Annotated in this window: 11 protein-coding genes; 2 read left to right on the top strand and 9 right to left on the bottom strand. The window is 46.5% G+C overall.

The window, feature by feature from the left end:
• Positions 1–13: 13 nt before the first annotated feature.
• The 3 genes from ENN47_13310 to ENN47_13300 all read right to left on the bottom strand — a co-directional run bounded on the left by ENN47_13310 (position 14) and on the right by ENN47_13300 (position 3095).
• Entirely contained in the window at positions 14–913 is a 900-nt protein-coding gene (locus tag ENN47_13310; GenBank protein ID HDP79124.1) for an integrase, read from the bottom strand.
• Between the two features lie 214 nt (positions 914–1127).
• Positions 1128–2069: a hypothetical protein gene (locus ENN47_13305; protein ID HDP79123.1), complete on the bottom strand. Its 942-nt coding sequence runs from the start codon at positions 2067–2069 to the stop codon at positions 1128–1130.
• Positions 2070–2252: 183 nt separating this feature from the next.
• Positions 2253–3095, bottom strand: coding sequence for a carbohydrate kinase (locus ENN47_13300; protein ID HDP79122.1), 843 nt, complete (start codon positions 3093–3095; stop codon positions 2253–2255).
• 96 nt (positions 3096–3191) lie between these two features.
• Between ENN47_13300 and ENN47_13295 the strand changes: the two genes are divergently transcribed.
• Positions 3192–4433, top strand: coding sequence for a glycosyl hydrolase family protein (locus tag ENN47_13295; protein HDP79121.1), 1242 nt, complete (start codon positions 3192–3194; stop codon positions 4431–4433).
• A gap of 377 nt (positions 4434–4810) precedes the next feature.
• Here ENN47_13295 and ENN47_13290 read toward each other — a convergent pair whose 3' ends face one another.
• Genes ENN47_13290 through ENN47_13265 form a run of 6 tightly spaced genes read right to left on the bottom strand, consistent with a single transcriptional unit; the run spans position 4811 to position 11041 of the window.
• Positions 4811–5383, bottom strand: coding sequence for a YihA family ribosome biogenesis GTP-binding protein (locus ENN47_13290; GenBank protein ID HDP79120.1), 573 nt, complete (start codon positions 5381–5383; stop codon positions 4811–4813).
• On the bottom strand, positions 5364–7739 hold the full coding sequence (lon, locus tag ENN47_13285; protein ID HDP79119.1) for an endopeptidase La: 2376 nt from the start codon (positions 7737–7739) through the stop codon (positions 5364–5366). The genes ENN47_13290 and lon overlap by 20 nt, the downstream gene beginning before the upstream one ends.
• Before the next feature lie 4 nt (positions 7740–7743).
• Positions 7744–8298 (bottom strand): tRNA (adenosine(37)-N6)-threonylcarbamoyltransferase complex ATPase subunit type 1 TsaE, encoded by a 555-nt coding sequence (gene tsaE / locus ENN47_13280; protein ID HDP79118.1) that lies wholly within the window; start codon positions 8296–8298, stop codon positions 7744–7746.
• Entirely contained in the window at positions 8256–9716 is a 1461-nt protein-coding gene (glpK, locus tag ENN47_13275) for a glycerol kinase (protein ID HDP79117.1), read from the bottom strand. Before glpK ends, tsaE begins: the two co-directional genes overlap by 43 nt.
• Positions 9717–9726: 10 nt before the next feature.
• Positions 9727–10800 (bottom strand): DUF362 domain-containing protein, encoded by a 1074-nt coding sequence (locus tag ENN47_13270; GenBank protein ID HDP79116.1) that lies wholly within the window; start codon positions 10798–10800, stop codon positions 9727–9729.
• The gene (locus tag ENN47_13265; protein ID HDP79115.1) at positions 10724–11041 is read right to left on the bottom strand and encodes a hypothetical protein; all 318 of its coding nucleotides are present in this window, start codon (positions 11039–11041) and stop codon (positions 10724–10726) included. The genes ENN47_13270 and ENN47_13265 overlap by 77 nt, the downstream gene beginning before the upstream one ends.
• Positions 11042–11191: 150 nt before the next feature.
• Here ENN47_13265 and ENN47_13260 point away from each other — a divergent pair, with 150 nt between their 5' ends.
• Positions 11192–11740: a 3'-5' exonuclease gene (locus ENN47_13260; protein HDP79114.1), complete on the top strand. Its 549-nt coding sequence runs from the start codon at positions 11192–11194 to the stop codon at positions 11738–11740.
• Positions 11741–11754: the final 14 nt, after the last annotated feature.

Below are 11754 nucleotides of genomic sequence, written 5' to 3'. Positions count from 1 at the left end.
TTATACTTGTACATTAATCTGATAACAATTGTACCGCCGCTCGTTTCTCTCTATCAGTAATATGTAAGTATATACTTGTAGTAGATAAATTTGCATGACCTAATAATTCTTGTACAGTTTTTATACTTGCACCTTTTTGTAAGAGTTGTGTTGCAAAACTATGCCTGAATAAATGAGGATGAATTCTTTTGTCTGGATATACTACTTTTACTTGTGTATTTAGCACTTTGGGAATTACGTTTCTTGCCATTGGCTCCCCACGAGTTCCAACGAAGACGTGATCTTCGAACTCATCAACAGGAAAGTCCTTTCTTATTGAGAGATAATCTCTCAAGATGGAAAGAACCTGGTCATTCATCGGGACCTCCCTGTCACGGTTTCCCTTTCCACTCATAACCCTGACTGCGGGAGAGCTTCCCAGACGCAGATCGCCAAGTCTGAGCTTACATACTTCACTGACCCTCAGCCCGCAGAAGTACATCGTTGCTACAATGGCTCTATTCCTCTTACCGAGATTCGTTTCCCTGAAAGAGGAGAGAATCTCCATGACTTCATCATGGCTAATATAGTCTGGGATCCTGCGCCGCGTCTTGGGATTCTTTATAAGTTCAGTAGGAACCTTGCCCACTATTCCGCTAATGTATAGGAACGTGTAAAAGGATCTGATTGTAGAAAGATTTCTCGCTACAGTTGTTGCCGAAGGCCTCTTTTTGGAATACTTCCCCTGCGAATACTCTTTCACGAACAGCTCGATGTCTCTTCTCTTCACTTCGGTGTAGTCGACATCGTGATTGCTGAGGAAGCATTCGAAATGGCGGAGATCGGAAAGATATGCGCCAATAGTATTGGAAGACATATTCCTGACAAACTCCATGTTCTCCTTGAACCTCTCAATGGATTCGTTGAAATTCATAATCAACCCCCAGATTATTGTAAATATGAGTCATAATAGTCATTATGACTCATATTTCGTATTATAACACAGCCTGCTTCACAGTATTGACTCTGAATGCCTCATCTAATAAGAGTTACGAAGCCCGACCTCGGAAATTGCCCGGTATTGCATTTTTTTCTATATGTGATGTCTAATTATATTGTCGCGGCAAGAAACTAGCGCTATGAGCCGTTTATCGAGTTACTGTCTGTTTTCCGCTTTCGAAGCGTGTTTTGATTTCCGAGATCACAGGTCTGTATTTTTCTGCCAGACTGTACTTCTTTCCCTCTCTCAATACAAGCTCTTCTTTGATACCGGAATAGTGTTTTGAAAGGGCACCCATAATTGCCCCAAGCGCCATAGGTCCCTTCACGAGTTCACTTTCATTTTCCTTAAGAAATTCGTTTATATTCTCCACGAGTTCTTCTCCTACCATGGGAGAATCGAGCAGGGAAAATAGCATCCCTATCGTGGGAAGCTTCAACCGCTGCATAATGAAATCCTGCAGTTCGTCTTTAGTCCATTCCTTTTGGAGTGACATTTGAGGCTTTCGAGCGAGTTCCTTTTTGAAAGCGAGAAACATGAGTTCCATAAAAGAAGAAATCCTCTTGTCGTAATTATCGTCTGTAACGAGTATCGACGCTATCGAACTCACCGGAAGCTCTATCTGTTCTATCATTGAGAATAGCTTTCCAAGGCGTTCAACAGTGACGAAAGGCCTCCCGAGATCGATTGCTTCAGGCAGAATCAGCAAGGCATTTCTCGCGACACCCTTGGCCTCCTCGAAACTTGTGCAGATAATCGCCGCGACCCTAATCTGAACGTCTTCTCCAACTTTCCAGACTCCTGTGATCTTGTCTCTTCCAGAGTACTTTACGTAATCAACCGAGAAACCCGAAATCTCTGCAAGCCTATTTACTAGATCGGCAAAGGCTCTCGCAAGGCTCTCCGAATCACCTTCAAAAGTGGGATATGCGTCGAGAAGCCCTTCGATATCGTTTATTATTGACTCAGGGGACTTGTATTTTGAGAGGTACTCCTTTATAAACCTGTTTCTACTGGACTGTTCGCCGCCGTCATCACTGAGCTTACCCAGTATTCTAACAACATCCACCGATGCAATCTGTGCTGGCATGATATCACCTCTGCAAATATACTATCATATAAGCTGGTTCTTTCACAAGTGACTTAGTATACTACTATTACTTTGTATATACTCATCACGCAAAATATTATCAATATCGGTACTATTATTCGTGTTGGGCACTATGTACAGTGTATATTATTTGCGCACAATGTACCATGTATCTTGCTACTCCTACAACGATACATTGTATATACGGGCAAGACGTTGTACATCGTTGTATATGAAGCCCGGACTGGCTCCCTGCCTCGATACAACGAGAGCCGCAAGCAGATTCCCGATCTGCAGGCAGTTGCTCACTTTTCTATCAGCGAGATACCCATGTAAGAAGCCTGCGTTGAAGGCATCTCCCGCTCCCGTCGTATCAACTACCTTCACTTCAAAAGCATCGACGAGTGGACCGTTTTCAATTCTCGCTCCTTCAGCTCCCAGCGTTACAATAATCAGCGGTTTTACAGTCATTAACTTCTCTAGATAGCGCCATTCGCTCTCATTTACGAAGAGAATTTCGCTCTGAGCAGCGATTTCGGCCACCTGAGGGCCTCTTTCGAAAGACACTATTCCTCCGGGGTTATAAGAGAATCTCGGCCTTCGAAGATTTTTTATAAGTCTTTCAATCTGATCGGGCCTTATTCCTCCGAAGTGGTAGAAGTCGGATGATTCATCTATCGAATAGTTCGCTTCATTCACGCCTCTATATGTAAAGAGGTGCCTCTGCCCATCGGTAGACACTGCAGAAAAGCAGAATCCCGTCCTTCCTTCCAACCTGGAGAGATGCTCTGTGTCCACCCCTTCTCTCTTCAGACTTTCGATTGCCATCTCTCCGAATTGATCTTTTCCAACCGCCCCCTGCAAGTGGACATTCTTTCTCAGTCTGTTGAGCATAATCGCCGTATTTGCTGCACTTCCTCCGACCGAAAACATTATCTCTCTGACTCTATTCTCTTCACTGTTGCCGCTGTTGATTATGAAGGCGCTCAGATCAATATTCACATTGCCTACCACAGAAATCTTCATCTCTTCTACCTCATCCTTTCGCTCGTATTGGCTTTGCTTCCTTTCACGATTATAATTGTGAGGAACGGACAAAAACAAACTCGGGAGGGTTCGAATATGCTTTCTTTTCCAGATGGTTTTATTTGGGGCGTTGCAACGGCCGGTCATCAAATAGAAGGCAACAATGTCTTCTCCGACTGGTACACCTGGGAACACCAGGGAAAGGTGAAGAACGGTGATACTTCCGATATTGCCTGTGGAAGCTGGGAGAATCTAGATCGAGACATCGAGGCCGTTAAGCATCTCGGCGTTAAGGCATACAGATTCTCAGTTGAATGGGCAAGAATTGAGCCGAAGGCCAACAGATTCGAAGAGAGTGCTCTCGAAAGATACAGAGACTTCTGCAAAGCTCTAATAGAGAATGGAATACAGCCGATCTTGACTCTCAATCACTTCGTGCTTCCTCAATGGTTTTCGGATATGGGAGGCTGGGAAAACAGGGAGAACCTTCGATATTTCAGGCGTTTCGTTTCAAAGATTGTTGAATATATGGGACGATTTATCCACTTCTGGGTAACCGTGAACGAACCGAACGTTTATGCGGTAATGTCTTACCTCATGGGAGAATGGCCTCCCGAAATCAAAGACATGGGCAGGGCGATGAAGGTTCTTTCCAACCTTCTGTTCGTTCATAGCGAGGCCTATGATGCGATAAAGGAGTTTTATCCTACGTCAATGGTCGGCGCGGCAATAAACATGATGCCTTTCTTCCCCCTGAGAAAGCTTCATCCCGGCGACAGATTAGTATCGAACTATCTGGACAGAGTCTACAACTATAGTTACCTGGATAGTCTGCTTAAGGGGAAGCTGGTCAAGCCATTGGGAAATGGAGAGGCAACTCCAGAGATTTCATCGAAGCTTGATTTTATCGGGATCAACTACTATACTCGCATTTTTGTCAAGTATTCGAAACCCCTTCCTAAAATCGCTGTGGGAGATGAATTCGAAAAAACGGAGATGGGATACGAGTTCTTCCCGCAGGGAATTGAAGACGTTGTCCTGAAAGCGTATAAGCGCTATCAGTTACCGATAATCATAACGGAAAACGGAATCGCCGATGCATCAGACACCAGGAGATGGGAGTACATAGAACGTGCACTTACAGGGGTAAGAAATGCAATGGAGAAGGGGGCGCGTGTTTTCGGGTACATGTACTGGTCTTTGATGGATAATTTCGAATGGAAGGAAGGCTACTCAATGAAATTCGGCCTCTACGAGACCGTTCAGGAGACGCTGGAATTGAAACCGCGAGAAAGCGCCGGGAAATTCAGAGATTTTATTAGCAAGAGCCTCACTTAGGACTTGGGAATAGTATGACAAGACCCTCAACAGGTGTGAGATTCCAAATTACGCCATCTGGAACTGGCTGATCAACCTGCAATATCCTTCAGCGGAAGTCGGGCTTGTTTCCTTCAAGAGCTGAAGCACGAATACAGTCTTGATGAATAGTAAAGGGCGCTGCAAATGCCGAGCATGGAAGCGATTCGTGCGTTTCGGGTTTCATGTTTGGGACAGAGAATTGACCCTTCCGTGAGTTTCTGGATTTTCTATGCGTAAGATCCGCTTGAACAGAAGTCTGGCTGCCCTCATCAATGTAACCACCCCGGACGGCCTGAGAAAATGAAGAAGGACCAATACAAAGAATTGCATTGGTCCTTCAAACAGGAAAAACTCTGTTACTGCAAAAGAGTTTTGAGCAGCTCTTCTATACCTTGACGATTCTCTGCGGACACGGGGAAAACCGGTGGTCTTCCCCATGCAGCGACTTCTTCGCTTATTGATTTCTTCGATTGCTGTTGGCGGCTCTTTGAAAGCTTGTCTGCCTTTGTAAGAACCAGAACATACGGAATGGCGTAGTACGTAACCCAGTCAAGCATCTGTTTGTCTGCAGGCTGTAGCGGATGTCTTATGTCAACAAGCAGGACCACTAAAGAGATCCCTTCCCTCGATTCGAAATAGTCTGTTATCAGCCTCTGCCACTTCTCTCTTTCAGACATGGAAGCTTTCGCGTAGCCGTAGCCGGGAAGATCAACGAAAAAGACCTCTCCGTTTACCACATAGAAATTGATTGACCTTGTCTTGCCCGGAGTTGAGCTTGTCTTTGCAAGCCTCCTTCCAAACAGCGAATTCAGAAGGGAAGACTTCCCGACATTAGACCTGCCTGCGAAAGCGATTTCTCTTTTCACAGAAGGCGGATACTCGCCCTTTGCGAAGACAGTCTTTATTAGTTCAGCACTCTTTACCGTCACCGGGAATCAGAGCCTCCTCAAGTACTTCATTTATATCCTCGACAAAGACGAATTCCAGTTTCGACTTTATCTCTTCGGGGACTTTATCGAGATCTCTCTTGTTTGCGAGAGGGATCAGAACTTTCTTCATTCTGGCACGGTAAGCTGCCATCAGCTTTTCTTTCAAACCACCAATGGGCAGTACCTTCCCTCTTAGAGTTATCTCCCCAGTCATTGCAATGTCGCTTCTCACTTTTCTTCCGGTGACGGCCGAGACAATCGCCGTCGTGAGAGTAATCCCGGCGCTGGGTCCATCCTTAGGGACGGCTCCTTCGGGAACGTGAATATGGAAGTCCTTCTTCTCGAAGATCTCGGTAAACTTCTCATCTCCACAAAGCTTTCTGGCGAGCGACGCCGCGATCTGCGCCGATTCCTTCATAACATCTCCCAGCTGACCTGTTATGATAGTCTTTCCTTTCCCGGAGACGGGCAGAACTTCGATGTACATGATTTCTCCCCCAACCGATGTCCAAGCAAGGCCAGTCACCACGCCAACCTCTGGATGCTTCCTGAAATCACTCTCTTTGAATAGAGGTGCTCCAAGATACTCCCCCAGTTCATTGACACCGACCGAGATTGAATCGCCACCCTCGGCTATTTTCAGAGTGGCCTTTCTGATGATCTTCGCCAGATTTCTATCGAGTTCCCTAACTCCGGCTTCTCTTGTGTAGTCTCTAATTACGTCCCTGGTGGCGGCCGGTGTTATTTTCAGCTTGCTATCCTTCATGTTGTATTCATCAAGAAGCTTCGGCAGTATATGGTCCCTGGCTATGTGATACTTCTCAGACTCCGTATAACCTGGAATCTCGATAATCTCCATCCTGTCTTTCAAAGCTGCAGGGATCGAATAAAGAACGTTTGCCGTAGTAATGAACAGGACTCTGGAAAGATCAAAAGGCACTTCCAGAAAATGATCGGCAAAACTGTTGTTCTGCTCGGGATCAAGAACCTCTAGAAGAGCAGAAGCGGGGTCTCCTTGAAAACTGATTCCCATCTTGTCGACTTCGTCCAGCACAATTACCGGATTCCTTGACTTCAGCTTTCTGATCATCTGCATTATTCTGCCCGGAAGCGCTCCCACATAAGTGCGTCTGTGGCCCCTTATTTCGGCCTCGTCTCTCATGCCTCCCAACGAGATTCTGCCGAACTTCCTTCCCATAGCTTCGGAAACAGACCGACCAAGTGAAGTCTTTCCAACACCTGGAGGCCCAACGAGACAGAGAATCGGAGCGCGAAGATTCTTCGAAAACCTCCTGGCCGCCAGGAATTCAAGGATCCTCTCCTTCACATCGTCAAGTCCATAGTGATTGTTATCGAGAGTCTTCCTAACGTCCTTGATCACTATCTCATCATCCGTCTCTTCCTGCCAGGGAAGGTTCAAGAGCCAATCGAGATAGGTTCTCACGACCGTCGCTTCCGGAGAATATGGAGACATCTTCTCCAGTCTCGAGATCTCCTGCTCTGCCTTCTCCTTTATCTCCTGCGGAAGCTCGCCGGACTCCGCCATCTCTTTAAGCTCTTTGATTTCCTCGTCTTCTTCGCCCTCGAGCTCCTCCTGGATCGCTCTCATCTTTTCTCTCAGGTAGTACTCCTTCTGCCCCTGCTCAATCTTCTCTTTAACCCTCTTGTCGAGTTCCTCCTCTAGAGAGAGAATTTCAATCTCTCTTGTAAGTAACTCCATAAGCGTATTGAGACGATCCTTCGCTTCTATTTCCTCGAGAAGACGTTGTTTCTCCTCTAAAGAAAATGGCACCATTGAAGAAACGAAATCTGCAAACTTATCTGCATCGGAAGTGTCTTCCAGCGCCATTATCGCTTCGTCGGGGAAACGTCTGCTCATCGATACATACCTCAGCGCAAGTTCCTTCACCCTTCTAACAAGCGCCTGAAGCATCTTGCTCTTTCTGCCCTTGGACTTGAGCTTCTCTGCAACGACAATAAACGTGTTTTCTCCTTCCTCCACTGAAGAGAGCCTGGCTCTTGTCAACCCTTCAACAAGAATCTTGTAGTTCCCATCGGGCATCTTCATCAGCTGTACTATTCTCGCTATCGTCCCTATCTCGAACAAATCTTCGATCTCGGGGTCCTCTTTAGTAATGTCCCTTTGAGAAACGAGAAATACCATCTGATTGAATTTGCCAATTGACTCCTCCAGTGCCGCCAGCGACTTCTCGCGTCCAACATACAAGGGCATCACCGCAGAAGGATATACTAACATGTTTGTTCTCGTCGGTATAACCGGCAGTTTATCGGGTATCTCTATCTTCCGTTCGCTTCCTACAGCTGCTTTTTCCAGCAATTCAAACTTCTGAGCCATCTATTCACCTTCCTTCATTCTTATCTCGATCTATTCTAATAGTCAGACGGTCCAGAATGTTCTTCATTCTGCTCCCGAATGGCTTCAATTTCACTGTTCGTTTCATCTCGTCGAAATGCTCCAGTTCAACGACGAGATATGGTTCGCTAACAAACTCAAGGTAAAGCTCCGGCCACTCTATCGCTAGAACCGTATCGCAATTCATGAGATCGTGGAGAGCGAGATCCAAAACCTCTTCTTCACATGTAATCCTGTATAAATCAACGTGAATAAGAGCGTGATGCGCTCTCTCCGTTCCGGCATCTTCGCTTCTGCCAGTCGATAATCGACCGGGATAGAAGTTGACAATGTTGAAAGTCGGACTTCTCACATAATCCTGATCAATGCCCAACCCACTGGCTAGCGCCTTTACAAACGTGGTTTTTCCACTGCCCAGATCACCGAATAGGAGGACCGTCTCTCCTCCTTCAAGCGTCGCTCCAAGTTCTTGCGCAAAACGCTCGAGATCCTTCAGTTCTAGTTTGCCCAGTTCATAGATCTCTTCAACGCCTCTTTCCACCTCTTGAACTCTTCCTCCATTCTATCTCCCGACGGTTCGAAGACAACTTCGCTTATCCTCTTGTTCTTCAAGCTCTCCTGATCCCAGAGGTCAGTGCATATTCCCGCAAGCATTGCAGCACCAAGCGCCGTCGTTTCCTTTATAAGAGATCTGTCAACCGGGATATTCAGGATATTTGCCTGCATCTCCATCAGGAAGTTGTTTCGCGTAACTCCTCCGTCAACAAGCAGTTTGTTGAGCCTGATTCCCGTTTCCTTTTCCATCAGCTCAAGAATCTCTCTTGTTCTGAAAGCAATGTATTCGAGAACGGCTCTCACAATATGTGCTTTACTCGTTCCCCTTGTCAAACCGATCATCATGCCTCTCGCTGAGGAGTTCCAGTAAGGAGCTCCCAGACCTGTCAGGGCGCCGGAGAAAAAAACTCCACCATTGTCATTGACTTCTCTGGCAAGCGGCTCCGTATCGGAAGGGCTGTTTATGATTCCCAGTCCATCTTTCAACCAGCCTATCAAAGCTCCGGTGGCAAAAATCGAACCTTCCACGGCGTAGACTGTCTCTTCCGTTGACTTCCAGCCTATTGTTGTAAGCAATCCATGATCGGAAATCTTTGGTTTGTTTCCAATGTTCATAAGTATAAATGAACCCGTTCCATATGTGCATTTTGCGTCACCGGTCTGAAAGGCCGTCTGACCGAACAGTGAAGCCTGCTGATCTCCAGCTATTCCTCCAATTTTCGGGCCATAGATCGAAGGACCGAGAAGCTTACATGATTCCACAACTTCAGGCAGAAACTCTTCCTCCACTCCAAAGAGATTGAGGAGGTCGCGATCCCATTCAAGCTTCTCGATGTTGAACAACATCGTTCTCGACGCGTTCGAGAAATCACACACATGGAGGTTCTCTCTCGTCAGATTCCAGATTAGCCAGGAGTCAATCGTTCCGAATCTCAATCTCCCCTTTCTAGCCGCCTCTCGAACTACCGGTACATTCTCCAGCAACCATTCCATCTTCGTCGCGGAGAAATAGGGATCCGGCTTGAGGCCGGTCTTTCGTCTTATCAGTTCTCCATGAGATTCTTCGATCTCTCTGCATCTGTCGGCAGTTCTTCGATCCTGCCACACTATTGCATTGTAAAGCGGCTGATCAGTCACCGCATCCCAGGCAACGACAGTTTCTCTTTGATTTGTGATGCCGATTGCCGCAATTTCTCTGAATGAGATCCTGGCATCCGAGACTACTTTCTCAATTGCACCCATTGTGCTTAAGATGATATCTCTGGGATCGTGTTCTACCCACCCGGGTTTGGGATAGATCTGCGTAAACTCCTCCTGAGCAACGGCAACTTGATAAAGTTCTTCATCAAAAAGAACGGCTTTGCTGCTGCTCGTTCCCTGATCGATAGCGAGAATATAGCTCATCTAACCCCTCCTATCTATGAATGCGTCTTCTGAAGACGATAGCATTTTCCGGGCAAAGTTCATGACACACGTAGCATGCTATGCACTTACCGTAATCGATATTGAACCTGCTTATGTCGATTGCTCCAGCCGGACAGGCCCTCTCGCAAACACGGCAGCTCACACACTTCTTCTTATCTATTTTCGGAAACTTCGTTACTAATCTCCTCAATAGGGCTGCACCGTAAACCCCGATCAAATTCGTCTCGGGGAGAGACAGACTTTTCGGCTCGACTTCATCTCCAACAACCTCGTAATCGCCTACTAGTCCTTTTTCTCTTGCCAAACGTAGAATCGGTACCTTTGAATGTATCACTCCAAAGAGTTCTGCAATGGCATCGTCAAGTGCGAAAACATCTCTTGAAATACCAATTATCCCCGGCTTTACAATCCGCCCGTTCGACGGGCCGTTGCCATCCATGCCTTCAACGCCGTCGATTATCGTCAGGGACGGCCTAAGATAGCCGGCAAGGTCAAGAAGCATAGCCGAGAACTCCTTCATGTTTCTCACTCTGAAATGCCAACCCTGCTTCTTAACCCCGGGAACACAGCCAAAAAGATTCTTGACTCCGAATGTGACCTGAGTGAGTGAATGTGTCTTAAGCTTCGGAAGATTCACTAGAAGGTCGGTTTCAAGAACCGGCCTGGCAATTTCAAAGCTTCTGTACACACCCTGCTCCAGGACTACAGGAACGGGATCATCAAAATCTGCGAGCGGAACCCTGAGATCTTCACAGACTTCGGTAATTCCTGCAGCATAAGCTGCAGCCTCAACACGAACGCTCGCTGGAGAGTCTCCGATGCTGACTATCGCTCCCTTGCTGAGAAAGACCTCTGCCACAGCTCGAACAAAGGCTGGATTAGTGGTGACACAACTATCAGGTAACCTTGCCGATAGAAGATTCACTTTCAGAAGAACTTTCTTTCCCTGCAGAGTTTCGTTGAACTCGATCAGGTCGAGCCCTTCGCTAATCTTCTCCCTGCACCTTGCGTATTCTGGGCTGCTTAGGACCGCCACTCTTTTCATTAGATTCTCGTTTCCCATAAATGATCCTCTTCTTTTTCCTTCTATCATCGACTATGCAGGATACCCCTTCGGGCAGCTTCAACTCGGAAGAAGCAAGAGTCTCTACAATAACCTCTTCAGGAATTGAGGTGACAGCCCAGAGATCTGTTAGATACAATCTCTCTCCAGATCTGATCGGAGCTTTTTGAATTGCTGATTCAAGAGCCTTTCTATAGCGTTCCCTTATTTCCTCTTCGGAATGATTTACCTTGTCATCCATCGTGGTTCACCTCATAAAAATTATACTCTATGTAATGCCTTTAGATTGGAAAGGCGGCTTAACAGATTTGCCCAATTCTTCACAAACAAAATCTCTGTCTCTTTCCGAAGAAACTTCATTCATTGTAGAATGAAATGGGAGGGGAGTCTTTTGGAATTTGTCGTTCTGGACACGGAAACCACAGGAATGAGTCCGCAACGCGGGGCGAGACTGATCGAGGTTGCGGGAGTGCGTGTGCGCGACTGGAAAGTCTGTAAGAGCGATTGTTTCGATTCGCTCATAGATCCCTCATGCATGATTCCTATCACGATAACTGCCTTGACCGGAATTAGCAATTTGACCGTTAAGGGGAAGCCGCCGGTCAAAGATGTTCTCGAAGACTTCTTTTCCTTCGTTGAAGACGCAACCCTTGTGATTCACAATGCCCCGTTCGATCTCTCCTTTCTCGACTATTACGGCCAACAATCCGGATTGGGCAGGCTCCAGAACGCATATATTGATACCGTAGAAATGTCGAAAGCCGTGTTCAGATATGGGAGAAACAATCTAGACATACTGCTTGCAAGATTGGGGATAGTCCCAGAATCTCGCCATAGAGCTCTTGGAGACGCATTGGCAACAGCCGAAGCATTCGTAGCAATGTTAACTAGAATTGGTACAAATAATGTAACCAAATTCATAAGGAGACCTCAAAGGTAAACTTTCCGATCTTC

The organism is Mesotoga infera (assembly GCA_011045915.1).
Classification (GTDB): Bacteria; Thermotogota; Thermotogae; order Petrotogales; family Kosmotogaceae; genus Mesotoga; species Mesotoga infera_D.
Note: the sequence above shows the minus strand (reverse complement) of the source record. Positions and strands in the feature narration are given on the sequence as shown.

Excerpts from the sequence above, each read along its gene's own strand:
- ENN47_13295 (HDP79121.1), top strand. The coding sequence starts at position 3,192 with ATGCTTTCTTTTCCAGATGGTTTTATTTGGGGCGTTGCAACGGCCGGT.
- ENN47_13305 (HDP79123.1), bottom strand. The coding sequence starts at position 2,069 with ATGCCAGCACAGATTGCATCGGTGGATGTTGTTAGAATACTGGGTAAG.
- ENN47_13310 (HDP79124.1), bottom strand. The coding sequence starts at position 913 with ATGAATTTCAACGAATCCATTGAGAGGTTCAAGGAGAACATGGAGTTT.
- glpK (HDP79117.1), bottom strand. The coding sequence starts at position 9,716 with ATGAGCTATATTCTCGCTATCGATCAGGGAACGAGCAGCAGCAAAGCC.
- ENN47_13270 (HDP79116.1), bottom strand. The coding sequence starts at position 10,800 with ATGGGAAACGAGAATCTAATGAAAAGAGTGGCGGTCCTAAGCAGCCCA.
- lon (HDP79119.1), bottom strand. The coding sequence starts at position 7,739 with ATGGCTCAGAAGTTTGAATTGCTGGAAAAAGCAGCTGTAGGAAGCGAA.
- ENN47_13300 (HDP79122.1), bottom strand. The coding sequence starts at position 3,095 with ATGAAGATTTCTGTGGTAGGCAATGTGAATATTGATCTGAGCGCCTTC.
- ENN47_13265 (HDP79115.1), bottom strand. The coding sequence starts at position 11,041 with ATGGATGACAAGGTAAATCATTCCGAAGAGGAAATAAGGGAACGCTAT.